Annotated in this window: 27 protein-coding genes; 10 read left to right on the top strand and 17 right to left on the bottom strand. The window is 63.1% G+C overall.

Annotation, left to right across the window (positions count from 1 at the left end; all coding sequences use genetic code 11):
• Window positions 1-15 precede the first annotated feature (15 nt).
• Complete coding sequence (gene trxB, locus FHS50_RS04460) at window positions 16-990, top strand: thioredoxin-disulfide reductase (RefSeq protein ID WP_183933163.1); 975 nt, start codon at window positions 16-18, stop codon at window positions 988-990.
• 4 nt (window positions 991-994) lie between these two features.
• On the opposite strand, the gene FHS50_RS04455 is transcribed toward trxB, so the two are convergent.
• Window positions 995-1,267: a phosphopantetheine-binding protein gene (locus tag FHS50_RS04455; RefSeq protein WP_183933162.1), complete on the bottom strand. Its 273-nt coding sequence runs from the start codon at window positions 1,265-1,267 to the stop codon at window positions 995-997.
• A gap of 98 nt (window positions 1,268-1,365) precedes the next feature.
• Between FHS50_RS04455 and FHS50_RS04450 the strand changes: the two genes are divergently transcribed.
• Both FHS50_RS04450 and FHS50_RS04445 read left to right on the top strand, forming a co-directional pair.
• Complete coding sequence (locus tag FHS50_RS04450; RefSeq protein WP_183933161.1) at window positions 1,366-2,832, top strand: AMP-binding protein; 1,467 nt, start codon at window positions 1,366-1,368, stop codon at window positions 2,830-2,832.
• A complete protein-coding gene (locus FHS50_RS04445; protein ID WP_183933160.1) occupies window positions 2,829-4,052 on the top strand; it encodes a pyridoxal-dependent decarboxylase, exosortase A system-associated in 1,224 nt (407 codons plus the stop codon). The genes FHS50_RS04450 and FHS50_RS04445 overlap by 4 nt, the downstream gene beginning before the upstream one ends.
• A gap of 8 nt (window positions 4,053-4,060) precedes the next feature.
• Here the strand turns inward: FHS50_RS04445 and truA are convergent, their stop codons facing one another.
• Both truA and fmt read right to left on the bottom strand, forming a co-directional pair.
• The gene (gene truA / locus FHS50_RS04440) at window positions 4,061-4,804 is read right to left on the bottom strand and encodes a tRNA pseudouridine(38-40) synthase TruA (protein WP_183933159.1); all 744 of its coding nucleotides are present in this window, start codon (window positions 4,802-4,804) and stop codon (window positions 4,061-4,063) included.
• Window positions 4,801-5,706: a methionyl-tRNA formyltransferase gene (gene fmt, locus FHS50_RS04435; RefSeq protein ID WP_183933891.1), complete on the bottom strand. Its 906-nt coding sequence runs from the start codon at window positions 5,704-5,706 to the stop codon at window positions 4,801-4,803. The genes truA and fmt overlap by 4 nt, the downstream gene beginning before the upstream one ends.
• Window positions 5,707-5,761: 55 nt before the next feature.
• Here fmt and recR point away from each other — a divergent pair, with 55 nt between their 5' ends.
• Both recR and def read left to right on the top strand, forming a co-directional pair.
• The gene (recR, locus tag FHS50_RS04430; protein WP_183933158.1) at window positions 5,762-6,358 is read left to right on the top strand and encodes a recombination mediator RecR; all 597 of its coding nucleotides are present in this window, start codon (window positions 5,762-5,764) and stop codon (window positions 6,356-6,358) included.
• Window positions 6,359-6,389: 31 nt separating this feature from the next.
• Window positions 6,390-6,938: a peptide deformylase gene (def, locus tag FHS50_RS04425; protein WP_183933157.1), complete on the top strand. Its 549-nt coding sequence runs from the start codon at window positions 6,390-6,392 to the stop codon at window positions 6,936-6,938.
• Here the strand turns inward: def and FHS50_RS04420 are convergent.
• On the bottom strand, window positions 6,935-7,333 hold the full coding sequence (locus FHS50_RS04420; protein WP_183933156.1) for a four-helix bundle copper-binding protein: 399 nt from the start codon (window positions 7,331-7,333) through the stop codon (window positions 6,935-6,937). The two genes, def and FHS50_RS04420, sit on opposite strands and share 4 nt — an antisense overlap.
• A 116-nt stretch (window positions 7,334-7,449) precedes the next feature.
• Here FHS50_RS04420 and FHS50_RS04415 point away from each other — a divergent pair, with 116 nt between their 5' ends.
• Window positions 7,450-8,790 (top strand): DNA recombination protein RmuC, encoded by a 1,341-nt coding sequence (locus FHS50_RS04415; RefSeq protein WP_183933155.1) that lies wholly within the window; start codon window positions 7,450-7,452, stop codon window positions 8,788-8,790.
• On the opposite strand, the gene FHS50_RS04410 is transcribed toward FHS50_RS04415, so the two are convergent.
• From FHS50_RS04410 to FHS50_RS04375, 8 genes are read right to left on the bottom strand one after another with little or no spacing between them, the layout of a single operon-like run.
• Window positions 8,787-9,584, bottom strand: coding sequence for an META domain-containing protein (locus FHS50_RS04410; RefSeq protein ID WP_221184828.1), 798 nt, complete (start codon window positions 9,582-9,584; stop codon window positions 8,787-8,789). The two genes, FHS50_RS04415 and FHS50_RS04410, sit on opposite strands and share 4 nt — an antisense overlap.
• A 24-nt stretch (window positions 9,585-9,608) precedes the next feature.
• Window positions 9,609-10,412: a TrmH family RNA methyltransferase gene (locus tag FHS50_RS04405; protein WP_183933153.1), complete on the bottom strand. Its 804-nt coding sequence runs from the start codon at window positions 10,410-10,412 to the stop codon at window positions 9,609-9,611.
• Window positions 10,413-10,421: 9 nt separating this feature from the next.
• Window positions 10,422-10,703 carry an HPr family phosphocarrier protein gene (locus FHS50_RS04400; protein WP_183933152.1) on the bottom strand — a complete coding sequence of 94 codons (282 nt, stop codon included), beginning with the start codon at window positions 10,701-10,703 and terminating at the stop codon, window positions 10,422-10,424.
• Window positions 10,700-11,107, bottom strand: coding sequence for a PTS sugar transporter subunit IIA (locus tag FHS50_RS04395; protein WP_183933151.1), 408 nt, complete (start codon window positions 11,105-11,107; stop codon window positions 10,700-10,702). Before FHS50_RS04395 ends, FHS50_RS04400 begins: the two co-directional genes overlap by 4 nt.
• A gap of 24 nt (window positions 11,108-11,131) precedes the next feature.
• Window positions 11,132-12,034 carry an RNase adapter RapZ gene (gene rapZ / locus FHS50_RS04390; RefSeq protein ID WP_183933150.1) on the bottom strand — a complete coding sequence of 301 codons (903 nt, stop codon included), beginning with the start codon at window positions 12,032-12,034 and terminating at the stop codon, window positions 11,132-11,134.
• On the bottom strand, window positions 12,035-12,472 hold the full coding sequence (locus tag FHS50_RS04385) for an HPr kinase/phosphorylase (protein WP_183933149.1): 438 nt from the start codon (window positions 12,470-12,472) through the stop codon (window positions 12,035-12,037).
• Window positions 12,469-14,040: a sensor histidine kinase gene (locus FHS50_RS04380; protein WP_183933148.1), complete on the bottom strand. Its 1,572-nt coding sequence runs from the start codon at window positions 14,038-14,040 to the stop codon at window positions 12,469-12,471. Before FHS50_RS04380 ends, FHS50_RS04385 begins: the two co-directional genes overlap by 4 nt.
• Window positions 14,037-14,762: a response regulator transcription factor gene (locus FHS50_RS04375; protein WP_183933147.1), complete on the bottom strand. Its 726-nt coding sequence runs from the start codon at window positions 14,760-14,762 to the stop codon at window positions 14,037-14,039. The genes FHS50_RS04380 and FHS50_RS04375 overlap by 4 nt, the downstream gene beginning before the upstream one ends.
• A gap of 169 nt (window positions 14,763-14,931) precedes the next feature.
• Between FHS50_RS04375 and FHS50_RS04370 the strand changes: the two genes are divergently transcribed.
• Both FHS50_RS04370 and FHS50_RS04365 read left to right on the top strand, forming a co-directional pair.
• On the top strand, window positions 14,932-16,539 hold the full coding sequence (locus tag FHS50_RS04370) for a phosphoenolpyruvate carboxykinase (RefSeq protein WP_183933146.1): 1,608 nt from the start codon (window positions 14,932-14,934) through the stop codon (window positions 16,537-16,539).
• A gap of 42 nt (window positions 16,540-16,581) precedes the next feature.
• Window positions 16,582-17,031, top strand: a complete 450-nt coding sequence (locus tag FHS50_RS04365) for a hypothetical protein (RefSeq protein WP_183933145.1) — start codon at window positions 16,582-16,584, stop codon at window positions 17,029-17,031.
• Here the strand turns inward: FHS50_RS04365 and FHS50_RS04360 are convergent.
• Genes FHS50_RS04360 through FHS50_RS04345 form a run of 4 tightly spaced genes read right to left on the bottom strand, consistent with a single transcriptional unit; the run spans window position 17,028 to window position 20,610 of the window.
• Window positions 17,028-17,357: a hypothetical protein gene (locus FHS50_RS04360; RefSeq protein ID WP_183933144.1), complete on the bottom strand. Its 330-nt coding sequence runs from the start codon at window positions 17,355-17,357 to the stop codon at window positions 17,028-17,030. The two genes, FHS50_RS04365 and FHS50_RS04360, sit on opposite strands and share 4 nt — an antisense overlap.
• Window positions 17,354-19,168, bottom strand: coding sequence for a DUF885 domain-containing protein (locus tag FHS50_RS04355; protein ID WP_183933143.1), 1,815 nt, complete (start codon window positions 19,166-19,168; stop codon window positions 17,354-17,356). The genes FHS50_RS04360 and FHS50_RS04355 overlap by 4 nt, the downstream gene beginning before the upstream one ends.
• A 12-nt stretch (window positions 19,169-19,180) precedes the next feature.
• The gene (locus FHS50_RS04350; RefSeq protein ID WP_183933142.1) at window positions 19,181-19,642 is read right to left on the bottom strand and encodes an NfeD family protein; all 462 of its coding nucleotides are present in this window, start codon (window positions 19,640-19,642) and stop codon (window positions 19,181-19,183) included.
• Complete coding sequence (locus tag FHS50_RS04345) at window positions 19,639-20,610, bottom strand: SPFH domain-containing protein (RefSeq protein WP_183933141.1); 972 nt, start codon at window positions 20,608-20,610, stop codon at window positions 19,639-19,641. Before FHS50_RS04345 ends, FHS50_RS04350 begins: the two co-directional genes overlap by 4 nt.
• Before the next feature lie 55 nt (window positions 20,611-20,665).
• Here FHS50_RS04345 and FHS50_RS04340 point away from each other — a divergent pair, with 55 nt between their 5' ends.
• A complete protein-coding gene (locus FHS50_RS04340) occupies window positions 20,666-21,514 on the top strand; it encodes an HpcH/HpaI aldolase/citrate lyase family protein (protein ID WP_183933140.1) in 849 nt (282 codons plus the stop codon).
• Between the two features lie 11 nt (window positions 21,515-21,525).
• Window positions 21,526-22,989, top strand: a complete 1,464-nt coding sequence (gene guaB / locus FHS50_RS04335) for an IMP dehydrogenase (protein ID WP_183933139.1) — start codon at window positions 21,526-21,528, stop codon at window positions 22,987-22,989.
• Here the strand turns inward: guaB and FHS50_RS04330 are convergent.
• On the bottom strand, window positions 22,986-24,737 hold the full coding sequence (locus FHS50_RS04330) for a cation:proton antiporter domain-containing protein (protein WP_183933138.1): 1,752 nt from the start codon (window positions 24,735-24,737) through the stop codon (window positions 22,986-22,988). The two genes, guaB and FHS50_RS04330, sit on opposite strands and share 4 nt — an antisense overlap.
• Between the last annotated feature and the right edge of the window lie 35 nt (window positions 24,738-24,772).

Genomic DNA, 24,772 nt, shown 5'->3' with positions numbered 1-24,772 from the left:
CCTAGGTAGTCAACCATGTCCGACATCAAGAAAACCAAGCTTCTCGTCCTCGGCTCCGGTCCGGCCGGCTGGACCGCCGCCATCTATGCCGCGCGTGCTGGCCTGAAGCCGATCGTGGTGCAGGGCATCCAGCCCGGCGGGCAGCTCACCACCACCACCGATGTCGAAAATTACCCGGGCTTCCGTGACGTCATCCAGGGCCCCTGGCTGATAGAGGAGATGCAGGCACAAGCCGAGCATGTCGGGACGCAAGTCGAATGGGACCATATTTCCGATGTCGATTTCACCCAGCGCCCGTTCCGCCTGACGGGCGACAGCGGCACCATCTACGAAGCCGACAGCGTCGTCATTGCCACGGGCGCACAGGCCAAATGGCTCGGCCTTCCTTCCGAAGAGCGCGCGAAGGGCAAGGGCGCCAGCGCCTGCGCCACCTGCGACGGCTTCTTTTATCGCGGCAAGAAGGTCGCGGTCATCGGCGGCGGCAATACCGCGGTCGAGGAAGCGCTCTACCTCACCAACCATTCGGATGACGTCACTCTCATCCACCGCCGCGACGAACTGCGTGCGGAGAAGATCCTGCAGGACCGCCTGTTCGCGAACGAGAAGATCAATGTCCTCTGGGACCATACGGTCGAGGAATTCGTGCTCGAAGGCGATCCCGAAGGGCTGGTCGGACTCGACGTCAAGAATGTGAAGACCGGCGAGGTCAGCCGGGTCGAGTGCGAAGGCGCCTTTGTCGCGATCGGCCATGCGCCCGCGACCGAATTGTTCAAGGGCAAGCTCGAACTCGACAGCGACGGCTATATTGTTGTCGAACCCGGCACACCCCGCACCAACATTCCCGGCGTCTATGCCTGCGGCGACGTGATGGACAAGCATTACCGCCAGGCCGTGACGGCTGCGGGAACCGGCTGCATGGCCGCGCTCGATGCCGAACGTTACCTCGCAGAGCTCGAATTCGCCGAAAAGGAAACCGTCGCGGCGGAGTAGGCGCTTAATCCAGCGCCAGGCGCCGGGCCATGGCGGTCAGGCGGCCGAAGGTCATGAAATCCTCGGCCTCGACGGCATCGTCCTCGATGAGGATGCCCAGCCGCTCTTCCAGCGCCGTCAGGAGATGGGCCACCGCCATCGAGTCAAACTCGGGGAGCGCGCCGAACAGTTCGGTATTTTCCTCGAAACGGTCGACTTCGGCCCGGTCGAGCCCCAGCGTTTCGGCAAGGAGCAGGCGCAGGGCATCGTCGACAATTTCCAAATCGCTATCGATCAAGGAATTTCTCCGAGGAACAAGGATGCCGCCGCCCCTAGGGAAAGTGCGGCCTGCTGGCAAGCTTCCAAGGAGGCGCGGTTGGCGCTAGGCGAGGGGAGATGGACATCCGCCCACTCGATCATCTGACAGCTTTCGGCGATCCCGACGCACCGGCACTGGTCTCGGGTCAGGAAGAGCTGAGCTATGGCGAGCTTGAGCGCGATGTGGGCCGGATCGCCGCCCGACTGCTCGCTTTGCGTCTTGCGAAAGGCGATCGCATCGCAACCTGGATGCCCAAGACGCGGCTAGCCTGCCAGATGCCGCTCGCCGCGGCGCGCGCGGGCCTGGTCCATGTCCCGATCAACCCCGTGCTCAAGGCACCTCAGGCTGCGCATATTCTCGCCGATAGCGGAGCGGGCCTGCTGATCGCCAACCAGGGCCGCCTCGGGGGGCTGGAAAGCCATGTCCCGACGATCGCTCTCGAAGACTGGCACGATGGCGAGGAGCACCTCCCGCCATCATCGCACGATACCGACGAACTGGCGGCATTGCTCTATACTTCGGGCTCCACCGGCAAACCCAAGGGAGTGATGCTCAGCCACGCCAATCTCTGGCTCGGCGCGGTGGCGGTCGCTGACTATCTGGGGATGGACGCCACTGAGCGCACATTGGCGCTTTTGCCTCTCGCTTTCGACTATGGGCAGAACCAGCTTCTTTCGACCTGGAAAGCGGGTGGCTGCGTCATCGCTTTCGACTATCTTCTTGCAAATGATGTGAAAAAGGCGGTTCGGCGCCATGACGTCACTTTGCTTGCCGGGGTGCCGCCTCTTTGGCACCAGCTGGTCCGCCTCGACTGGTCGGATGGCGAAGGGGCAAGCCTTCGCACGCTGACCAATTCGGGTGGCCATGTGCCCGAGCCGCTATTCCGCCAGCTTCGCCAGCTGTTCCCTAATGCGGCCATTCACCTGATGTATGGCCTCACCGAGGCTTTCCGTTCGTCGAGCCTCGACCCTGAACTCGCCGACACCCATCCCGACAGCGTGGGCACCGCCATTCCCTTTGCCGAACTTCTGGTGGTGCGCGAAGATGGCAGCGAGGCGGCTCCCGGAGAGGAAGGCGAACTCGTCCATGCCGGACCCTTGGTTGCCAAGGGCTATTGGCGTGACGAGCAGAAGACAGCCGAGCGTTTCCGCCCCGCTCCATCGCACAGCCGCCATGGGGGCATTGCCGCCTGGTCGGGAGACCGGATGGTGCGCGGCCAGGACGGCCTCTTGCGCTTCCGCGGACGTGACAATGCGATGATCAAGGTCAGCGGTAACCGCTTGAGCCCCGACGAAATTGAAGAGGCCGCGCTTGCGAGCGGCCAGGCCGTCGAGGCAGCGGCCATGGGCATCCCCGACGAGGAATTGGGGGAGGCGGTGATCCTCCACTGTGTCGGCAGCGGCGACGAACAGGCATTGCGCCGCTGGTTCAAGGTCAATACGCCTGCCTATATGATGCCCAAAACCATCGTCTGGCACGATCGCCTCCCCACCGGCGCGACGGGCAAGGTCGACCGCGCAAGATTGCGGGAGATGGCCCGGTGAAGGAAATGGGTCCGATCCCACCCTATTTCGATGCGACGCCGACAGGGCATTTACGCATCGGTGGGAAAGAGGCGGGCGACTGGCTCGAAGAGGGTGACGCCCCGCTCTTCGTCTATTCCGCCGACGTCGTCCGTCAAAAAGTTGCGCGCCTCCGCTCCGAATTCCCGGACCGTGTGAAACTGCATTATGCCGTGAAAGCAAACCCTTACCGGCCCCTTCTTGAAATCATGTCGGAGGAGGTCGACGGACTGGATCTCGCATCGCGCGGGGAGTTGGATCAGGTGAAGGGGCTCGGCCTCCCGCTAAGCATGGCAGGGCCCGGCAAGAGCGACGCCGATCTCGCGGCTGCGTTGAAGGCGGGGGTCACCATCCATCTCGAAAGCGAAGGGGAGGCCGAGCGCGCCCTTTCGCTGGGCAGGGAGCTTTCCCTGCGGCCCCAACTTGCCATCCGCATTAACCCGCCCTTCGCGCTCAAGGGCGCGGGAATGAAGATGGGAGGCCTGGCCAGTCCCTTCGGAGTGGATGCCGACCGGGTTCCCGCACTGGTGCGCCTCCTGGTCGAGGCCGATGCCGATTGGCGCGGCTATCATATCTATGCCGGGTCGCAATCGCTAAGCGCCGACGCTCTGATCGAAAGCCATCGGGCCACTCTCGACCTCGTGCGCAGTCTGACCGAAAAGACGGGAAAGATCCCGGCCGAGGTCAATCTCGGCGGCGGCTTCGGCATTCCCTATTTCCCCAGGGAAAAGGAACTCGACAGCGCCGCTGTCGGAAAGGCGCTTGCGGACGCGCTGTCCGACCTGCCTGCCGAATATGCCGACACGCGCTTCATCCTTGAACTGGGACGCTGGCTTGTGGGAGAGGCCGGCATCTATCTGACGCGCGTCCTCGACCGCAAGGAGAGCCATGGAAAGACCTTCCTCGTGACCGATGGCGGCCTCCACCATGTTCTCGCCGCCAGCGGCAATTTCGGCCAGTTCCTGCGCCGCAACTATCCCATCGCCAACACCAGCCGCTTCTCCGAAGAAGCACAAATGGAGGCAAGCGTGGTGGGAAGGCTCTGCACTCCGCTCGATCTCCTCGGCGACGAGGTCATGCTGCCCGACACCAAGGTGGGTGATATCATCGCGATCTTCTGCCAGGGCGCCTACGGCCTGTCAGCAAGTCCCACCGCCTTCCTCGGCCAGCCATCCGCGAAGGAAATCCTGAACGACCAGTGACTTGGCTGTCACTCCGGATAAATCGCCCGAACGAAATAGAGGCCATCCGGTGGAGCGTTCAGACCCAGCTCTTGCCGGTCCCTGGCCTCCAGCGCCGCCTTTACGTCATCGGCTTTCCATTGCCCGCGACCGACCAGCGACAGCGTTCCCACCATCGACCGCACCTGGTGATGGAGAAAGCTGCGCGCTGCCGCTCGGATATGGATCTCGTCGCCGACTCTCTCGACCTCGAGGCGGTCCAACGTCTTCTCGGGGCTTTGGGACTGGCAATTGACCGAGCGGAAGGTCGTGAAGTCGTGCCGGCCCACCAGATGCCGCGCGCCCTCCTGCATCGCCTCGACGTCAAGCGACTGGGGAATGTGCCAGACACGCCCGCGGTCCAGAGTGGGCGGGGCTCGACGGTTGAGGATGCGGTAGAGATATTCGCGGCCCACACAGGAAAAGCGCGCGTGCCAGTCGTCGTCGACCGGCTCGGCGTGCAGGATCGCGACGGGATCGGGGCGTAGCAGCGCATTCAGCCCTTCGCGAAGGCGGTGAGGCGTCACGGACTTTTCCAGATCGAGATGCGCGCTCATCGCGAGGCCGTGAACGCCCGCGTCGGTGCGTCCCGCGCAATGGAGGCGCACCTGCTCTCCGGTCATGTGCTCGGCCGCTTCCTCGATCGCCTGTTGCACCGAGGGGCCATGATCCTGCCTCTGCCAGCCCATGAACGGGCCGCCATCGAATTCGACGGTCAAGCGCCAGCGGGTCATGAAAAGCGCGCGCCCTTTGTAATGGGATAGCCGCGCAGCATCTCTTCGCTGCTCGCGGCTCCCTTTCCGGCGCGCTGCACGCGCGTGACGCGAATTGCGCCGTCGCCGCAAGCGATCGTCAGCCGGTCATCGATCGCCGTGGCCGCTGCGCCTTCGGCTTCCACCTCTTCGGCAGCGAGCAGTTTCAGCCGTTCGCCTTCGTGCATCGTCCATGCGCCCGGGAAGGGCGACAGGCCCTGGATATGGCGCTGGATCTCGGCGGCAGGCCTTTCCCAATCGATCCGCGCTTCCTCCTTGCTGATCTTCCGGGCGTAGGTGACGCTGTCATCGGGTTGTGGCGAGGCGTCATGGGCATCGGGGTCCGCCGCCCATTCCACGACCATCATCGCCCCAAGTTGGGCAAGTTCTTCAGTCAGTTGGGCCGCGTTCTTTTGATCTATTGCAATCTCTTTCCGAAGGATCATCGGGCCGGTGTCGAGCCCTTCTTCCATCTGCATCAGCGTGACGCCGGTGACCGCGTCTCCCGCCATGATCGCCCGCTGCACCGGCGCCGCGCCGCGCCAGCGGGGCAGGAGGGATGCATGGACATTGACGCACCCAAGACGCGGGGCATCGAGAACGGGCTTGGGCAGAATGAGGCCATAAGCCGCCACAATGGCCACATCGGCCTCCAGGTCGGCAAATTCCTCTTGTTCGGCCTCGCTCTTGAGACTGGTGGGACTACGAACGGGGAAGCCCAGTTCATGCGCCCGCTGTTCCATCGCGGTCGGCATCAATTTCTTGCCACGCCCGGCGGGCCTTGGGGGCTGACAGTAGACACAGATGACCTCATGCCCCGCCTCGACCAGGGCATTGAGCGTCGGCACCGCGAAATCGGGGCTTCCCATCATGATCACTCGCATGAGGATCGCCATAGCCGCAGCTTGCATGGCGCGCCAACACCCCTATTGAGTGACCATGGCATCGACCGAACTCGAAGCGCTGACGCAGGCCCTCTCGCGCTTGCCGGGCCTCGGCCCGCGTTCCGCGCGGCGCGCGGTGCTGCACCTCATCAAGAAGCGCGAAGGCGTGCTCGAACCCCTTCTGACCGCATTGGCCGAAGTCAACGAGACGCTTTCCACTTGCTCGATCTGCGGCAATGTCGATACCAGCGACCCATGCGGCATCTGTACCGACACGCGCCGTGACGAGCGGCTGTTGTGCGTTGTTGAGGATGTTTCCGACCTCTGGGCGCTCGATCGGTCGCGACTTTTCCCGGGGCGGTTCCACGTCCTTGGCGGACGTCTGTCGGCGCTCGAGGGTATCCGGCCCGAGGACCTGGCCATCGAAAGCCTGATCGCGCGGATCGAGAAAGGCGGGATCGACGAAGTAGTGCTGGCGATGAATGCGACGCTCGAAGGGCAGACGACGGCGCATTATCTGTCGGAAAGGCTCGAGAAATTCCCGATCCGGTTGACACAGCTTGCCCATGGCCTTCCGGTAGGCGGCGAGCTGGATTATCTGGACGAGGGCACGCTGGCGCAGGCGCTTCGTGCGCGGCGTCCCATCGCTTGATCCGCGGGCATTGACCGCCTAAATGGGGCGCATGGCCATTCTACCGATCTACGAGACGCCGGATCCTGTCCTGCGCGAAATTTCCAAGCCCGTCGAAAATGTCGACGACGATATTCGTACGCTCATCAAGGACATGTTCGAGACCATGTATGCGGCTCCGGGTATCGGCCTCGCGGCGGTGCAGGTCGGAAAGCCCATTCGCCTTCTCGTCATGGACCTCCAGGAACCCGAAAATCCCGACGATCCCGAAAGTCCCGTGAAGAAGGAACCGCGGGTCTTCATCAATCCCGAGATCGTCGAAAGCTCGGACCATGAGGTGCCCTATACCGAGGGCTGCCTGTCGGTTCCCGATCAATATGCCGACGTCATGCGGCCGGACCGCCTCCGCGCGCGCTGGCTCGACGAGAATGGCGAGGCCCACGAGGAGGAACTGGAAGGCTTGCTGGCCGTCTGCCTCCAGCACGAGATGGACCATCTCGAGGGCATTCTCTTCATCGACCATCTGTCGAAGCTGAAGCGCGACATGGTCCTGAAGAAGCTCGCCAAGGCCCGCAAGGTTCGCGGGGCGCGTGCCGCCTAGGCGCTGATCGTCATCGCCGCCTTGCGGCAGTCGTCGGCGCATTCGCGACAGATCTGCGCACACAGCTTGCAATGATCATGGTCATGCTTCTCGCATTCGGCCGCGCAGGCATCGCAGACGCGCGCGCACAGTTCGAGCATGTCCTTGAGGACCTGTTCATTGGTACCGCTGCGCCGTGCGCCCACGCGGCTCATCGCTTCGCAGATGTCCGAACAGTCCGAGCAGACCCGGATGCATTGCGTCATGTCCATTTCCTCGGCGGCGCAGGCGTCGGCGCAGCTCATGCACATCTTCGCGCAATACATGGCGTGATGGACGGCGGTGCCGAGCGGCTCGTTGACATGGCCTGACTTCACGACGTCAGGGTGCAGCGCGATCATCTTGCGAATGGACATGGAATAGCTCTCCTTTTGCTGAAGATGCCGACGCATCGAGAAGGTGAAGGTTCCGCTTGTCGCCATTCCAACGCTCGTCTAGGTTCATGCTTCGTTCTGCATTTTTAGGGGGAGGTATGGACCCGTTTCTCATTCTGACCGCGCTTGGCGGTCTTGCCATCGGCGCTGTGATCGGCTGGCTGCTCGGCAAGCAGGGTGCCGCCCGTGCCGAGGCTTCGGTCGAAAGCCTGAGGATGCAGCTCGACGCCGTGCGCGAGGAAAGGGACGCGGCCCTCAACGAAGTCAAATCGGGGTCCGCCGAGCTGGCGCGGCTCCGCGCGGAGGCCGAGCATTTCGCCCAGCGGATGAAGGATCTCGAGGATTCGAAGGACAAGCTGGTCGCGCAGTTCCGCGAAGTCGGCGACAAGATGCTCGAGAAGGCGCAGCAGGATTTCCTCGAAAAGGCCGGCGCGCGCTTCAGCGAAGCCGACAAGGAAAGCCAGTCCAAGCTGCGATCGCTTGTCACGCCCATTCAGCAACTTCTTGAAGAACAGAAGAAAAAGATCGACGCGGTCGAAAAGGAGCGGGTCGACCATTATGCCGGGCTCAAGGCCGTGGTCGAACAGGTGCGGCAGGGGCAGGGGCAGGTGCGTGACGAGACGCGCAACCTGGTGAACGCGCTTCGTTCGTCACCCAAAGCGCGTGGGCGCTGGGGTGAGCAGAGCCTTCGCAACGTGCTCGAGCAAGCGGGCCTTGCCGAACATACCGATTATGAGACCGAAGTGTCGGTGGACAGCGACGAAGGGCGTCTACGTCCCGATGCGGTGGTGAACCTGCCGGGCGGGCGCAAACTGGTTGTCGATGCCAAGTGCAGCCTCAATGCCTTCATCGATGCCAATGACGAGGTCGATGACGATCGCCGTGATGCGCATTTACAGGCCCACGCCGCTTCGCTGCGCAACCATGCCCAACAATTGGGCTCGAAAAGCTATTGGGCGCAATTCGACGATTCCGCCGACTATGTCGTCATGTACATTCCGGGAGAGCATTTCCTGACCGCCGCGCTCGAAAAGGATTCGGGGCTGTGGGACTGGGCGTTCGAAAAGAAGGTCTTGCTTGCGACCCCGACCAATCTCGTCGCAATCGCACGAACGGTCGCCAGCGTGTGGAAACAGGAAAAGCTCGCAAAGGAAGCGGGGCAGATCGCACAGCTCGGGCGCGACCTTCATCAGCGCATTGCCACCATGGCCGAGCATGTCGCCACGATGGGGCTCAATCTGGGTCGCGCCAACAATGCCTACAACAAGATGGTGGGGAGCCTCGAAAGCCAGGTAATGACACAGGCGAAGCGTTTCGAGGATTTGGGCGCAGGCAGCAGCAAGGAATTGCCCGATCTCTCGCATGTCGAGGCAGCACCGCGCGTCCTGACCAAGCTTGCCGCGCCCAAGGAGCGGGCCAATGACGAGGATGTCGCCTAGCGCGCCCTTCGGGCAGCGATCGTTCCCTGCCGATTGCGAAGCGTCAGCCCGTCGCGTGTCAGAGCGATTTCCGCAGGCGCGCCCAGAATGTTCGAGGCGGCGCTCTCCATGCTCATGTCAGCGCAGGCCATCCGGGTGGACTGTAGTGGGCCGGCGGTCAAAGTCTGGCCCTGAACAGTGACCGTGGCTGAAATGCGGTTGCAGCCGAAGCGGGCCTCCATCGAACCGCCGGGGAGGAAATTGATATAATAGCCGCTACGCGGGACAGGCTGCCCGTTGATCGACATCACGGTCCAGCTGGTGCGTTCGAGCATTGCGGCATTGCCCGAAGGCGGTCCTTCCCCGGCTTCGCGATAGAAGGACTGTGGCGCGCCGCAGCCTGTCCAGCGGTTCTGGTCGAACCAGACCACGACGCTGTTGGGATAGACGCGATCGCTCATGCCATCGGAGCAGCTTCGTGCCTCGATCACCATTACCAGCCGTCGGCCCTCGAAAACCTCACCTGCGGCGGTGGGGCGCACAGGCGGAACGGGTTCGCGGTAACTTAGGCCATCGGCAGTTTTGAACTGCATTTCCCGCCCGTCGAGTTCGAGAGACCAGAAAGGCTCGGTGCCGATTGCCCGATAGGGTTCGTCCTGAAAGGGTAGGGGCATCCCGTAATTGTCGGGGTAAGGCGCCGGATAGGGGGGATAATCACGGCCGCCATAGGGCTCGCGATAAAGACCGTCCGACCCATAGGGGGCCGTCGTGCATGCCGCCAATGCGAGGGCCAGAAGTGAGGCCGCCATTTTCATGCAGAGAGAAACGGCTTTCGCGGCCTAGCGGTTCCGCCAGTGGGAGCGAACCTGGAAGGCCGTGACCGCTGCGGCAATCGCGGCATTGAGGCTGTCGGCCTTGCCGGCCATCGGGATCTTCACCAGCAGATCGCAAGCGTCCTCATATTCCTTCGGTAGCCCCTGGCTTTCATTGCCGATCAGGAGGAAGCAGGGAGCCTTGTAGGGCGCGTCGGCATAATCGAAATCGGTGTTGAGGCTGGTTCCGACCAATTGGCCATCGCCGCACCGTAGCCAGGGAAGGAATTCATCCCAACGAGCCTGTGCGATCCCCTGGGTGAACAAAGCACCCATCGAAGCGCGAACGGTCTCCACGCTGAAGGGGTCGGCGCAATCGTCGATAAGAATCAGGCCTCCCGCGCCCACTGCATCGCCAGTGCGCAAGATGGTGCCGATATTGCCGGGATCGCGCAGCTTCTCGCCCACGAACCATATATCGGCGCTCGACCGGTCGATGGCCGACAGCGAGGTATCGGGCTGGGCATAGGCGCCCAGCAGCATCTGCGGGTTGTCCTTGCCGCTCATCTTGGAAAGGATGTCGGGCGAGGTGACGATGGCATCTCCGCCCGCCGCTTCGGTCTCCGCGATGATTTCCGCCGCGAGGGGGTGGGCCGCGCCTTTCTCGGAGAAAGCGATCAGCTGCGGCAATTGGCCTTCATCGCGCGCTTCGGCGATGATGCGGAGCCCTTCGGCAAGGAAAAGCCCATGCTCGCGCCGCGCTTTCTTGTCGCGAAGCGCGCGGATCATCTTGACCGTGCTGTTGGAAAAGGAACTGATCTCGCGCGGCATGGCGCCCGATCAATCCTCGCCGAACCGGTCTTCGACCAGCTTCGACAATTGCTTGAGCGCAGGCGCGGGATCGTCTCCGGTCACATGGATGGTGATCTTGTCGCCCATCGCGGCGCCCAGCATCATCAGGCCCATGATCGACGTGCCCGTGACCTTGTTGCCGTCCTTTTCGACATGGATGGTGTAGCCCTCGCCAAGCTCGTGGACGAGATTGACGAACTTGGCGCTCGCCCGGGCATGGAGGCCCCGGCGATTGCACACCTTAACCGTCTTTGCCTTATGTCCGTTCAAGCCGCGGCTTCCCCGAGAATTTCGGACGCGACCGAGATATATTTGCGCCCCGCTTCTCTGGCGGCGGCCACGGCGGCCTGCACGTCCATCGACTTGCGCGCGCCTTCGAGGCGGATCAGCATGGGCAGGTTGACGCCTGCGATGACCTCGACATTCTCGCCATCCATCAGGCTGATCGCGAGATTGGAGGGGGTGCCCCCGAACAGATCGGTGAGGATAATTACGCCCTGGCCCTGATCCACCTTGGCGATCGCCGCCCCGATGTCGCTCCTGCGTGCTTCCATGTCGTCATCCGCGTCGATGCAGATGCCGATGATGGCTTCCTGCGGCCCCACCACATGCTCCATGGCCGTGATGAACTCGGATGCCAGCCGGCCATGGGTCACCAATACCAAACCAATCATATAATTTCTTCTACCGCTCCAAAGTCAGTCATTGCCCGAACCGCCGGGCATCGACTCGATGGTGTCACTTGGTGCGGATTGTAGGTCACGATGACGGACATTGACCGTCAACCCCGCTTTACCAAGTCTTTCCGCCATTTCTGCTGCTGCCGCCACGGATCTGTGACGTCCCCCGGTGCAGCCGAATGCGACTGTCAGATAATGTTTGCCCGCGGCCCCATAGCGCGGAATGAGGTCGATAACCAATCCCTCGATCGTATCCAGCGTTTTCGACCATGCCGGGTCCTTCCTGACATGGGCCTGAACCGGCTCGTCGAGGCCGGTCAGCGGTCGAAGTTCGTCGATCCAGTGGGGATTGTCGATGAAGCGCATGTCGAACATGAGGTCGGCGGTGCGCGATGCACCGCGGGCAAAACCGAAGCTTCCCACGGTGATTACCGGCTCACCCCGCGATCCCCCATAACGGCGCTTCAATTCGTCGCGCAGCTCGACCGGTTTCATGTCGGTGGTATCGATGATGCTGTCGGCGGCCTGGCGAAGCGGTGCCGTTAGAGTGCGCTCGAGCGCGATACCGTCCTCGGCAGGACGGTCCATCGCCATGGGATGGCGCCGCCGCGTCTCGTCATAGCGGCGGATCAGCTCGGTTCCGGCGCAATCGAGATAGAGGATTTCGCTTTCGACGCCCTTGAGCGCGCGAACCTTTTCGACGAGCTTCTCGGGTTTGAAGCCCCGACTGCGCACGTCCATCCCCACTGCCATGGGGACAGGTTCCTCGCGAAACCCCGCCCCCGACACGAAGCGCTGGAGAAGCCCGAACGGCAAATTGTCCACGACATCCCAGTTCCAGTCCTCGAGCGTGTCGAGAACCAGCGACTTGCCCGCGCCCGACATTCCCGTGACGAGCAGGAATTGGGGAGCCTTGGCCATCTAGAAATCGAGCCCCAGCCGGTCGAGCGCCAGTTCGACCTTTGCCGCGGCCGACGCGGTATGTCCGTCGATCGCGATGCGGGGCAGATGGACGCCCAGCAATTCTTCGGTCTCGCCTTCCTCTGGCATCCGCCGCACCTGTCCGGCCAGATCGACATAAAGTGCCACCGGCACATCGTCGCTCATCGCCATTTCGAAGATGCCGAGGCCGCGGATCTCAATCTTCCCCGCAATCGAGGGCGGCGCCGATGCACGGATCTGGCCATCCTTCTCTCGCACCAATGTCTGGTCATCCGAGACGAGCGTGAATTCGCGGTCGATCACCAGCTGCAAGGCAAGGTCGGACTTGCCCACGCCCGAAGGGCCGGCCAGCAGGACCGCACGCCCGCGCTTTTCGACGCAAGTCGCGTGGATATTCTGATTGGACAAACGTGTCATTCGCTCCCCCATGCCGGCAGGGTGATGGTGAAACAGGCGCCGCTCGATGCGTCCGTCCTGTCCTCGACAATGATCGTTCCGTCATGGCCTTCGACAATCGCGCTCGCGATGGCAAGTCCCAGGCCCGAATGGCGTCCGAAATTTTCCGTTTCGGGACGGTGCGAATGAAAGCGCTTGAAAATCTTCTCACGCTGGTCCTCGGATACGCCCGGACCTTCGTCGCGGACCTGGACACGAACACGCGAACCGAGGTTGATCACAGAGATTTCGACCACGCTGCCAGGCGGGGAAAAGCTGATCGCATTGTCGATGAGATTGTCGATCGCGCGTGCCAGCCGCTGGTCGTCGCCGGGCACGATAGCACTCGATTTCCGGGGGCGTGCATATGCAAGCCGCACATCACTGGTCTCGCGCCGCTCTTCCCAGCTGGTCACCAATTGCTCGACCAGGTCGCCCAAATCGACGGGCTCGAACTGCGCTCGCGTCAATTCGGCGTCGGTGCGCGCCGCTTCGCTGATGTCGCTGACCAGCCGGTCGAGGCGAACCACATCCTGCCGCACGACATCGAGCAGCTGGCGACGAAGGTCGGGATCCTCGATCCGCTCGAGCCCGTCCACCGCCGAGCGCAGTGAGGCGAGGGGGTTCTTCAGTTCATGCGCGACATCGGCGGCAAATGCCTCGATCTTGTCGATCCGCTGGCGAAGCGACTGGCTCATGTCGCTGACCGAGCGGGCCAGCATTCCGATTTCGTCACGGCGCGATGGCAAGCGGGGGATGCGCACCGCTCGTGCACGGCCGAGGCGCACGCGGTGCGCGGCAATGGCGATGCGGCGCAAGGGGCGAGCGATCGTTCGCGCCAGGAAAAGCGAGAGCAGCACGGCAAGAAGCACCGATCCGGCAAGCGCCATGGCGATGCTTGCCCGCTCGCGCCGGACGGTTCGCGTGTAACTGCGATCATTGAGCGTCGCGAGCATCACCCCGTTAGCGCCCACGGGAGCCGCGGCGCTGAAGACCGGCGTGCGTTCGGGCGCAATGCGCACGCGAGTCACCACGTCGCCAACGCGCGCTTCGGCAAGTTCGGGCCAGGCCGAGGCCCGGTCGATTTCGGGTTCGACGAAATCCTCGGTGGGCGCTTCGCCGACCAGCGCGTTGAAGCCATCGTCCAATGCGCGGGCGACGCGCTTCTGCCACGCCTGTTCGTCGGGATCGCGCAGCCGATAGGTGGGTTCCGAAACATTCCAGCTGTCGGCGACCAGTCGCCCCTGCGGGTCGTAAAGGCGAAAACGCGGACCTTCCGTGCCTGCCATCGCGGCGAGCAGGCCTTCGCGTTCATCGGGGCGGACCCGCTCCGCCGCCGCAGCGGCTGCGCGCGTTGCCCCTTCCATGAGAGCGATCCGCTCTTCGCGGAGCTGGTTGCGATAGACGTCGAGCCAGAGAATGCCGAGCGCGAAGATAAGTACGACGAGCAGGTTGACCGCAAGGATGCGGTGAACGAGCGTCCAGCGCCGCGACCAGACCAGTTCCAGACCGGCCTCGCCATCCCGGTCCTGCGGAGCCGCTTTTCTCATTCCTCGCCGAAGCGGTAGCCTACGCCGTAGAGCGTCTCGATCGCGTCGAAATCGCTGTCCTTGGCGCGAAATTTGCGGCGAATGCGCTTGATGTGGCTGTCGATCGTGCGGTCATCGACATAGACATCGTCTTGATAGGCGACATCGAGAAGCTGATTGCGCGATTTGACCACTCCGGGCCGCTGCGCCAGCGCCTCGAGGATCATGAATTCGGTGACCGTCAGCGTTACGTCCTGGCCGTCCCAGTTCACTTTATGCCGAGCGGGATCCATCGTCAGGCGCCCGCGCTGGAGTAGCGGCGCGTCCTCGGCAAGGCCATCGTCTGTGCCATTCGCTCCGCTGGCGAACTGCTGGCGTCGCAGGATCGCCTTTATGCGCGCGATCAGCAGGCGCTGCGAGAAAGGCTTGGAAATATAATCGTCGGCACCCATCGCGAGGCCCAGTGCCTCGTCCAGTTCATCGTCCTTCGATGTGAGGAAAATGACCGGCATGGCGCCCAGCGCTCCACCGCTCTCGCGCACCCGGCGCAGCAGCTCCATTCCGTCCATCTGCGGCATCTTGATGTCGAACACCGCCAGATCGGGCGGGTTTTCGCCCAGCGCCTTCAACGCGCTTTCGCCGTCGGTATAGACCCGGGTGACGAACCCTTCGGCCTGAAGCGCAATGGAAACGGAAGTCAGGATATTGCGGTCATCGTCGACCAGCGCGATCACTTGGCTCAAGCTGCGGCCCCTTGCCGTTGACCCTCATGGTCCTAGCCAGCGACGAGCCGTTACACAAGCGAGGCCATGGTTTTTGACCCACCGCCAACCCGTCGCTATAGGCCGATCACATACGTATGCATGGGCGGCGCTGACGGGGCGCTGAGTGCTTGATTCGAAAGGAATAAATGTGACCGAGCGGACACCTGCACGAGGCCTTGACCAGCAGGGAATCACCACGGATGCCAAAATCCACTGGAATCTGACCACCGCGCCGCTCGTTGAGCAGGCTGTCGAACGGGGCGAAGGCAAGCTGGCCAAACATGGTCCGCTGGTCGTCAAGACCGGCAAGCACACCGGCCGCTCGGCAAAGGACAAGTTCATCGTAAAGGACAGCGTCTCCGAAGACACCGTCTGGTGGGGCAAGACCAATGTCCCAATGAGCGAGGAACATTTCGATGCGCTCTATGCGGACTTCAAGAAAGCGCTCGCCGAAAAGGAAGAGCTTTTCTGCGCCGATCTTTATGGCGGCTCGCAGCCCGAGCATCGCGTGAAGGTGCGCGTCGTCAATGAATATGCCTGGCACAATCTGTTCATCCGCACGATGCTCGTGCGTCCCGAGAGCGAGGAGCTGCCGGGCTTCGATCCCGAATATACGATCATCGATCTGCCCAGCTTCCGCGCCGATCCGGCGCGTCATGGCACGCGGTCGGAAACGGTCATCGCCGTCAGCCTGAAGCAGAAGCTGATCCTCATCGGCGGCACCGAATATGGCGGTGAAATGAAGAAGTCGGTCTTCGGCCTTCTCAACTTCCTTCTCCCGCAGGAAGGCATCATGCCGATGCACTGCTCGGCCAATATCGGGCCGGACGGCGACACCGCGATTTTCTTCGGCCTGTCGGGCACCGGCAAGACGACGCTTTCGGCCGATCCCAGCCGTACGCTGATCGGCGATGACGAACATGGCTGGTCGGACACGGCGGTCTTCAATTTCGAAGGCGGCTGCTATGCCAAGATGATCCGCCTTTCCGAAGAAGCCGAGCCCGAAATCTACGGCACGACCCGCAAGTTCGGCACGGTGCTGGAAAATGTCGTAATGGACCCGGTCACCCGCGAACTGGATTTCGACGATAACAGTCTCGCCGAAAACAGCCGCGGTGCCTATCCGATCGAATATATCCCCAATACTTCCGAAAAGAATATGGGGCCGGTTCCGAAGAACATCATCATGCTGACGGCCGATGCCTTCGGGGTTCTGCCTCCGATCGCGCGCATGACGCCGGACCAGGCGATGTATCACTTCCTGTCGGGCTACACCGCCAAGGTGGCGGGCACCGAGATCGGCGTCACCGAACCCGAAGCGACCTTCTCGACCTGCTTCGGCGCGCCTTTCATGCCGCGCCATCCGACCGTCTATGGCAACCTCCTCAAGGAGCGTATCGCCAAGGGCGGCGTAACCTGCTGGCTGGTCAACACCGGTTGGACCGGCGGCAAATATGGCGTGGGCAACCGCATGCCGATCAAGGCGACCCGTGCGCTGCTCAATGCCGCGCTCGATGGCAGCCTCAACAATGTCGAGTTCCGCAAGGATCCCAATTTCGGCTTCGAGGTTCCGGTTGCGGTGCCGGGCGTCGATGCGAACATTCTCGATCCGCGTTCCACCTGGGACGACAAGGAAGATTATGACCGCACGGCGGCGAAGCTGGTTGACCTGTTCAACGAGAATTTCGCCCAATTCGCGGACCATGTGGACCAGGGCGTGCGCGAAGCCGGCCCTGTCCAACCTGCGAATGCATGATTGACCCGGTCATCGACCGGGGATGAAGGAGAACCCCGGTCGATGACCGAGCATCCAATCCGTTTTTTCAAGAGCGACGAGGAAATCAGGCGGCTAGGCGAGGGCCTGCTCGCCTGCAATCTCGCGCGCTCCGACTGGACGCACGAAGCACATCTCGGCGCGACCGTTTATCTGCTGCTCAACCGGCCCGATGTCGATCTCGACCGCGAACTGCCGGGCCTCATCCGTCGCTTCAATGAAAGCGTGGGCGGAGTGAATGACGAGACGCAGGGTTATCATGACACGATCACCAAGGCCTATCTGGCGGGCGTGCGTCACTTCCTTGCCACCGAAGGCAAGGGGAGAAGCCTGACGGAAACCGTGAACCGGCTTCTGGCCAGCAATACCGGCAGGCGAGACTTTCCGCTCCACTTCTACAGCGAGGCACGGCTTATGAGTGTTGAGGCCCGGCTCGGCTTCATCGAGCCCGATCGCGCCCCGCTACCCTGCTAGTCGAAGTGCACGACATGGACGTATCGCGCTTCTCGCACCGTCACCATCCGCAACCAGCCCGGCCGTTCCGCCGTTGTCGGGCAGACATGATAGTTCGCCCAGACCGCCTTGCCCCAGCCGATATGCTCGCGGATATTGGGCGGGACGCGCAGCGCCAGCGGCTCGTCCTCGTCTTTGGCGGAGACAACACCCAGCAAGCGCTTGGTCTTGCGCGGCCAGATCCTCAAGGAAGGGCTGCCGTTGTACATCTGCATCCGCCCGCGCACCCAATAACAGTCATATTGCGGCTCCGCGGCGGTCAGCGCGAACAACAGCGCAAGCATCACGCGCCCTCGATATAGCGCGTCACATTCTTCGCCAGCACGTCCATCGGGACATTGCCGCCCGTGATCACGGCGTCATTGAAACCCTTGTAGCTGTAGCGGGCGCCCATTTCGGCCTGCGCTCGGTCGCGCTGGTTGTTGATCTCGATATGCCCGATTTCATAGCTGCAGGCCTGGCCGGGCCAGCTGCAATAACGGTCGATTTCGGGAGCAACCTCGGCGATCGCATTGCCGTTGGTTTCGTGGAACCACTGGACCGCCTGTTCGCGACCCCAACCCATCGCATGCAGTCCCGTATCGACGACCAGGCGGCACCCCCGGAAAGCGATCGACTGGAGGTATCCGAGCTTCAGGACTTTGTCGCCGTCGTAGACGCCCAGTTCGTCGGCCATCTGCTCGGCATAAAGTGCCCAGCCTTCCGAATAGGCACCGAAGCTCAAGAGCGTGCGGATGAGCGGCAAACGGTTGGCATATTCGCCCTGCCACACATGACCGGGGATGGCTTCATGGTGAAGCAGGCTCGGCAGGCTGAAACGGGGGTGGATCGCGGTGTCGTAAAGGTTGATCCAGAATTTTCCCGGAACGCTCCCGTCGATCGAGCCCGCGCCGCCATAGGCGCCCGGCGCGCCGGGTTCCTCTTCGGGCGGCAAGCGGCGGATCTCGACATTGCCGGGTGCCCGCGTGTTGAACGCGTTGGGCATTTCGGCGCGGATGATTTCCAGCCGCTCGTCGAGAAAGGCGAGCAGCTTCTTCCGGCCTTCATCGGTATTGGCAAAAAGATATTTGGGATCTTCGCCGAGCGCCTTCATGCGGTCGCCGACCGTGCCCGACGTGTAGCCGACCGATTTCAGAATGCTGTCCATCTCGGCATAGATTTCACCGAGGCGCTGATGCCCGAGATCGTGGATTTCCCTGGGCGTCATGTTGGTCGTGGTCGAGGCCTTTAGGGCCCAACGGTAGAATTCGGGACCATGGGGCCGGGCATCCATGCCGGGCGCGGAGGAGGCGAGGGGAGCCTGCCGCTTCATTTCGGCCAACTGCCGTTCCATGGCAGCGGCGACCGGTCCGCTGGCAACGGCATGGGCACGTTGCCCCCAGTCGCCTGCAAAGCCCTGCGTGCGTTTCTCCAGCGAGGTGACGAGCGAGCCGTCGCGCTTGCGCATATTCTCCAGCGCCGATTCCATCTGCGGAAGCGCCTTGGCGATCAGGAAATCGGGCGGGACCAGCCCTTCCTCGGCGGCCATGCGCATCCGCACGGTTTCGCCATCAAGTTGGTCGGCAAAGCTCGACAAGCGCGCGAGATAGGCCTCGGCATCCGCGGCATTCTTGACCTGGTGCTCACTGTCGAGAAAGCGCGGCACGTCGAGATAGGCGCCGACATTCTGGATCACGACGTAGGGCGTATTGCGCCACCCACCGACCGGCACGTCGCCATAAGGGAGCGCCAGTCCTTCGAGTGCCACGCCATAGGCCGAACGGACCACCTCCACGCTGGTGCGCTGGTCGGCAGGCAGACTGTCGACATTGACCGATGAGAGCTTGGCAAGATCGCTACGCAGCATCGCTGCCAGCGCTTCCTGGCCTGCGGCGCTGCGATCGGCGAGGCGCGAACGCAAGGGCGCACGCTCACCCTTGTCGATGCCCAGGGTCGTGGCGGTCTCGGGCTGCCGCCACAGCAGGTTTTCGGCAATCTGGTCGAGAAGCCCCGCGACATCGCCTGTGCCGGTGGCTAGCCGGGCCGGTGCACATGCGGTGAGGGCAAGCGTCGAGCTTCCGGCAGCCAGCGCTTCGCGTCGGGTCCACATTCCAGTCATGTCTTGTCCTTTTTACGCAGTAGGAGGCAGCGCCTTGGGTCTTGCGACCACGAGGCGCGTTCCGTCAACGCCTATCACTTCAAGCGGTTCGCCTGCCTTCGCCTCCACTTCGCCATGCGCATTCCATTCGGAATCGCCCAGCCGCACACGCCCTTCGCCATGGCTGAAATCGCCGACTGCAGTGACCTTCCGGCCGACCAGCCGCATCGCCCATTCATTGAGCGTGCCGTCGCTCTCGTCGACGCCGGGCTGGGCGTAAATCCGCTTGCCGATATAGACCGCGAGCGCGGTGTAGAGAGCGAACAGCGCCAGCTGGAAGGTAAGACCAAGGTCGAATAGCCAGGTGAAGATGCCGGTCGCGACCGCAGCAGCGCCAATGAAAACGAGGAAAACGCCGGGCGCGATCAGTTCGGCGGCGAGCAGCAGCAGGCCGAAGATCAGCCACAGCATGCCGGGGTCGAGATTGTCGTTCATTGGCCGCTCTTGGGCACCGACCGGCGGGTCGGCGTCGTGCTCGGGGGGCTGGCCTTGACCACATGATCGCCCAGCGCTTCCTTGGCGATCTCACCGATCCCGCCGATCGACCCGATGAGCTGGGTCGCCTCGACCGGGAAGAGGATCGTCTTGGCATTGGGCGAAGTGGCGAACTTGCCGACCGCTTCGACATATTTCTGCGCGATGAAATAGTTGATTGCCTGGGCATCGCCCTTCGCGATGGCGTTGGAGACCAGTTCGGTCGCCTTGGCTTCGGCTTCGGCCAGGCGGATACGCGCGTCGGCTTCGGCATAGGCCGCTTCGCGCTCGCCTTCGGCTTCGAGGATCTGGCTCTGCTTCTCGCCTTCGGAACGGAGGATTTCCGATTGCCGCTGGCCCTCTGCCTCGAGAATCGCGGCGCGCTTCTCGCGCTCGGCTTTCATCTGCCGGGTCATGGCAGTGACGATGTCGCTCGGCGGGCGGATGTCCTTCACTTCGACGCGGGTGATCTTGACGCCCCAGGCCTCGGTCGCGGAATCGACCACCGAAAGAAGGCGCGCGTTGATTTCGTCGCGCTTCGACAGGGTCTCGTCGAGGTCCATCGATCCCATCACCGTGCGCAGGTTGGTGGTCGAAAGCGCCATGATCGCACTGTAGAGGTCGGAGACTTCATAGGCGGCTTTGGAGGCGTCGAGCACCTGGAAGAAGACCACGCCGTCGACCGACACCATCGCATTGTCGCGGGTGATGATTTCCTGTCCCGGAATATCGACCACCTGTTCCATCATGTTGATCTTGTGCCCGACCCGCTGGAAGATCGGAGGCACGAAATGGAAGCCCGGGGTCGCAGTGCGCGTGAACCTGCCGAAATGTTCGATCGTGTAGCGATAGCCTTGCCGGACGATCTTGATGGCGGATACGACGTAGAGCACTACGAAGAACACTACCGCTGCGAGCACATATTCCATGGATCTTCCCCCGCCTTCGCTGCTTGTCGGAAGCCATGATGCAAGGGGAGAGGCCATGACGCAAAGAAAATTCGCCAACCGGGCCCACCTCTTCGACCGGCCCGCCGTCCTGTTTCTTCCTGCCTCGAGGCCATCGGCCATCGCCAAGGCCCGTGCGAGCAAGGCCGACATGGTCATCCTCGACCTCGAAGACGCGGTCGGTGAAGGCGATAAGGAAATGGCCCGCGAAGCGGCAGTCGATGCGGTCGCCGAATCCTGGAATGTCCCGGTGGCGATCCGCGTCAACGGGTTAGGGACGCCCTGGCACATGGCCGATGTTCAGGCGGTGATGGGATCGGGGTGCGACGTCATCGTCCTCCCGCTGGTGTCCGATCCGGTCGAGGTCGAGGCGGTTGCCGACAAGGCGCCGCAACCCGTCGTCGCGATGATCGAGACCGCGCGGGGCGTGTTGGGCGCCCCCGCCATCGCCGACGTGGCGGCGGCGCTGATCGTGGGAACCAACGATCTTGCCGCCGATCTCCGCCTGCCTGGCGGGCAGGGTCGGGGCGCCATGCAGCATGCCATCCAGCACGTGCTGCTGTCCGCGCGTGCCAAGGGCGTGGCTGCCTTCGACGGGGTGTTCAATCGCATCGATGACGAGGAGGGTTTCCTTGCCGAAGCGCGCGAAAGCCGTGCTCTCGGCTTCGACGGCAAGACACTCATTCACCCGCGCCAGATCGCGCCTTGCCACACGGCCTTCGCTCCGGCCGAAGCGGATGTGGATCGCGCCCGTCGCCTCGTCGCAGCAGCGGAAGGTAGGGGCGGCGCGATTAGCTTCGAAGGCGAGATGGTCGAGGCGATGCATGTGGCCAGCGCCCGTCGCCTGCTCGAGCGTGCGGGGGTTGGCGAATCGGATCGCACATGACAAAGGGCGGGATGGCCCACGATATTCCTCTTGCACTGACCTTCGACGACGTCCTTCTGCAACCGCTGGAATCGGACGTTCTTCCTTCGCAAACCGACACTTCGACGCGCCTGACGCGCTCGATTTCGCTCAACATCCCGCTGCTTTCCTCGGCCATGGATACCGTGACCGAAGCCGACATGGCGATCGCGATCGCGCAGCTGGGGGGCATGGGCGTCCTGCATCGCAATCTCACCGTCGATGAGCAGGCGGCGGCGGTGCGCGCGGTCAAGCGCTTCGAAAGCGGCATGGTGGTCGAGCCGATCACCATGCGCCCCGACCAGACGCTCCACGAAGCGCTGGAACTGATGAAGGCCAACAAGATCAGCGGCATCCCGATTGTCGAGGACAGCGGCAAGCTGGTCGGCATCCTTACCAATCGCGACGTGCGCTTTGCCGAACATCCCGAGCAGCCCGTCCGCGAATTGATGACTTCGGAAAATCTCGCGACCGTCCCGCTGGGAACGAGCCAGGAGGAGGCACGCAAGATCCTCCACCAGCGTCGAATCGAGAAGCTGCTGGTGGTGGACGGCGCCGATCATTGCGTCGGCCTCATCACCGTCAAGGATATCGAGAAATCGGTCGCCAGCCCGCACGCCACCAAGGACGAAGCCGGAAGGCTTCGCGTGGCGGCGGCCTCGACCGTGGGCGACAAGGGTTTCGTCCGCGCCGAGGCGCTGGTCGATGCGGGTGTCGATCTCATCATCATCGACACCGCGCATGGCCATAACAAGGATGTCGCCCGCTCGGTGCGGCGAGTGAAGGATCTCGGCAAGGACGTTCAGGTGATCGCTGGCAATGTCGCGACCGCCGAAGCTACCGAAGCGCTGTGCGATGCCGGTGCCGATGGCATCAAGGTCGGCATCGGGCCGGGTTCGATCTGCACCACCCGCATCGTCGCGGGCGTCGGCGTTCCCCAGTTGAGCGCAATCATCAATGCGGCGCAGGCGGCGGCGAAGAAGGACATTCCGGTCATCGCCGATGGCGGCGTCCGCACGTCGGGCGATGTCGCCAAGGCGCTGGCGGCAGGGGCCAGCTCGGTCATGGTCGGCTCGCTCCTCGCGGGGACCGAGGAAGCGCCGGGCGAAACCTTCCTCTACCAGGGGCGCGCCTACAAGGCCTATCGCGGAATGGGCAGCGTCGGCGCGATGAGCCGGGGCTCGGCCGACCGCTATTTCCAGCAGGACATCACCGACCAGATGAAGCTGGTTCCCGAGGGCATCGAAGGTCAGGTTCCCTACAAGGGGCCGGTGCGCGACATCGTTCACCAGCTCGTCGGCGGGGTGAAGGCGGCGATGGGATATACGGGGTCGCGCAGCATTGCCGAACTGCAGAAGCGCGCCAAATTCGTCCGCATCACGGGCGCGGGCCTCAACGAGAGCCATGTCCATGACGTCGCGATCACCCGCGAGGCGCCCAACTATCCCACCCGCTAACCGGGTTTGCGCTTGCCCAGGCTGGGTTCGTGGGTGAGTTCGCCTTCCTTCATGATCTGCGCGCGAAGCTCACTGCGCTTTTCATGAATGGAGGCGATCACCGGCCCCATCGCAAGGCCGATATCGACCAGCACCGCTTCGGATAGCTGGAGCGAGGATTCAAGCGTTTCCGGCACCGCATCGGTTACGCCTGCCTTGTAAAGCTTGGCGGCATGGACGCTGTCGCGGGCACGCGCGATGATCGGTAAGTCGGGATGCTGGCTGCGCACGCGTCGCGCCAGGCGGGCGGTCAGCACCGGATCGTCCATGGTGAGAACCAGCGCCGCCGCCTTGTCGAGGCCCAGTCGATCGACCAGTTCGGCGCGGGCCACATCGCCATAGAGAATGTCATAGCCCTCGGCACGAAGCCGCGCACAGGTGTCGATATCGCTGTCGACCGCGAGATATGGGCGGTCATGCTCGCTCATCATGTCGGCGACCATCCGGCCCACCCGGCCAAAGCCGAAGATGACCGTACGACCCTTGGCCGGATCTTCCAGACTCTCGGTCGCCGCTTCCTTTTCGACACGCCGCGCCGCCAAGCGGCCAAGGCTGGCGAGGAAGGGCGTGATCGACAGGCCGAGCGCGGTCACCGCCGACCAGAAGGCCACGGTGTCGCTCGCCAGGACGCCTGCCGTGCCCGCTGCGCCGAGAACGATAAGCGTGGTTTCCGACGGGCTCGCCATGAGAACACCGGTCTCGGCGGCCACGCCGCGCCGGGCGCCTGCCAGGCGGAGAAGAATGCCGGTCACGATCGCCTTGACGATGAGGACGCCGAATAGCCCGCCGAGGAGCAGCGGCCAATTCTGCAGCACTTCGACGACATTGATTCGCATGCCCACGGTAATGAGGAAGACGCCCAGCCCGAGGCCCCGGAAAGGCGCGGTGATGACTTCAACCTCGGAATGATATTCGGTTTCGGCAATGAGCAGGCCTGCGACCAGCGCGCCCAAGATAGGCGACAGGCCCACCGCGCTCGTGGCGGAGGCGGCAAGGATCACGACAAGCAAGCTGATCGCAAGGAAGACTTCGGGATTCTTGGTGCGCGCGGCCTGCGCGAACAAAGGCGGCAGCGCGATGCGCCCCACCACCATCATCACCACGATGACCCCGATGCCAAGGAGCATCACATTGGTCAGGCCCGCAACGTCGGCGCCGCCGACGCTGCCGAAGATGAACAGCATCGGGACCAGCGCCACATCCTCGAACAGGAGCATCGCCAGCGCCGCGCGCCCCACCGCGCTCTTCGTCCCGCTGATCGGCAACACGATGGCGGTCGACGACATGGCGAGCGCAAGGCTCAAGGCAGCCGCGCTTCGCATCGGCCAGTCGAAGGCGATCAGAACCATGCCGATGATCGCGGCGGTGCCGAGCATTTCGGCAGCGCCGATGCCGAACACCATTCTTCGCATCGCCACCAGGCGCTTGATCGACAGTTCGAGCCCGATCGCAAACAGGAGGAGGATGACGCCGAAATCGGCGAAAGGTGTGATGGCTTCGGTGTCCTGGATGGTGAAATGCTCGAGCCATCGAAGCTCGCGGTTCACTGCCAGTTGGCCCAATCCGAAGGGGCCGGCGATGATGCCGACCAGGATGAAGCCGATCACCGGGTTGATCTTGAACCGCGCGAAGGTCGGAATCACGATCCCAGCCGCGCCGAGAATGACGAGGGCGTCGCCCAAGCTGCTGGTATCGAATTCGCTAGCCATGCGCCTTTCAATCACGGCGGGGCGCCGCTGTCACT

Source organism: Sphingomicrobium lutaoense (genome assembly GCF_014195685.1).
GTDB lineage: Bacteria > Pseudomonadota > Alphaproteobacteria > Sphingomonadales > Sphingomonadaceae > Sphingomicrobium > Sphingomicrobium lutaoense.
Note: the sequence above shows the minus strand (reverse complement) of the source record. Positions and strands in the feature narration are given on the sequence as shown.

Excerpts from the sequence above, each read along its gene's own strand:
- trxB (WP_183933163.1), top strand. The coding sequence starts at position 16 with ATGTCCGACATCAAGAAAACCAAGCTTCTCGTCCTCGGCTCCGGTCCG.
- rapZ (WP_183933150.1), bottom strand. The coding sequence starts at position 12,034 with ATGGCCAAGGCTCCCCAATTCCTGCTCGTCACGGGAATGTCGGGCGCG.
- truA (WP_183933159.1), bottom strand. The coding sequence starts at position 4,804 with ATGACCCGCTGGCGCTTGACCGTCGAATTCGATGGCGGCCCGTTCATG.
- FHS50_RS04340 (WP_183933140.1), top strand. The coding sequence starts at position 20,666 with ATGACGCAAAGAAAATTCGCCAACCGGGCCCACCTCTTCGACCGGCCC.
- FHS50_RS04415 (WP_183933155.1), top strand. The coding sequence starts at position 7,450 with ATGGACCCGTTTCTCATTCTGACCGCGCTTGGCGGTCTTGCCATCGGC.
- FHS50_RS04380 (WP_183933148.1), bottom strand. The coding sequence starts at position 14,040 with ATGAGAAAAGCGGCTCCGCAGGACCGGGATGGCGAGGCCGGTCTGGAA.
- FHS50_RS04330 (WP_183933138.1), bottom strand. The coding sequence starts at position 24,737 with ATGGCTAGCGAATTCGATACCAGCAGCTTGGGCGACGCCCTCGTCATT.
- FHS50_RS04345 (WP_183933141.1), bottom strand. The coding sequence starts at position 20,610 with ATGGAATATGTGCTCGCAGCGGTAGTGTTCTTCGTAGTGCTCTACGTC.
- fmt (WP_183933891.1), bottom strand. The coding sequence starts at position 5,706 with ATGCGAGTGATCATGATGGGAAGCCCCGATTTCGCGGTGCCGACGCTC.
- FHS50_RS04420 (WP_183933156.1), bottom strand. The coding sequence starts at position 7,333 with ATGTCCATTCGCAAGATGATCGCGCTGCACCCTGACGTCGTGAAGTCA.
- FHS50_RS04450 (WP_183933161.1), top strand. The coding sequence starts at position 1,366 with ATGGACATCCGCCCACTCGATCATCTGACAGCTTTCGGCGATCCCGAC.
- FHS50_RS04405 (WP_183933153.1), bottom strand. The coding sequence starts at position 10,412 with ATGCCGCGCGAGATCAGTTCCTTTTCCAACAGCACGGTCAAGATGATC.
- FHS50_RS04385 (WP_183933149.1), bottom strand. The coding sequence starts at position 12,472 with ATGACACGTTTGTCCAATCAGAATATCCACGCGACTTGCGTCGAAAAG.
- FHS50_RS04410 (WP_221184828.1), bottom strand. The coding sequence starts at position 9,584 with ATGAAAATGGCGGCCTCACTTCTGGCCCTCGCATTGGCGGCATGCACG.
- FHS50_RS04395 (WP_183933151.1), bottom strand. The coding sequence starts at position 11,107 with ATGATTGGTTTGGTATTGGTGACCCATGGCCGGCTGGCATCCGAGTTC.
- def (WP_183933157.1), top strand. The coding sequence starts at position 6,390 with ATGGCCATTCTACCGATCTACGAGACGCCGGATCCTGTCCTGCGCGAA.
- FHS50_RS04365 (WP_183933145.1), top strand. The coding sequence starts at position 16,582 with ATGACCGAGCATCCAATCCGTTTTTTCAAGAGCGACGAGGAAATCAGG.
- FHS50_RS04355 (WP_183933143.1), bottom strand. The coding sequence starts at position 19,168 with ATGACTGGAATGTGGACCCGACGCGAAGCGCTGGCTGCCGGAAGCTCG.
- recR (WP_183933158.1), top strand. The coding sequence starts at position 5,762 with ATGGCATCGACCGAACTCGAAGCGCTGACGCAGGCCCTCTCGCGCTTG.
- guaB (WP_183933139.1), top strand. The coding sequence starts at position 21,526 with ATGGCCCACGATATTCCTCTTGCACTGACCTTCGACGACGTCCTTCTG.
- FHS50_RS04350 (WP_183933142.1), bottom strand. The coding sequence starts at position 19,642 with ATGAACGACAATCTCGACCCCGGCATGCTGTGGCTGATCTTCGGCCTG.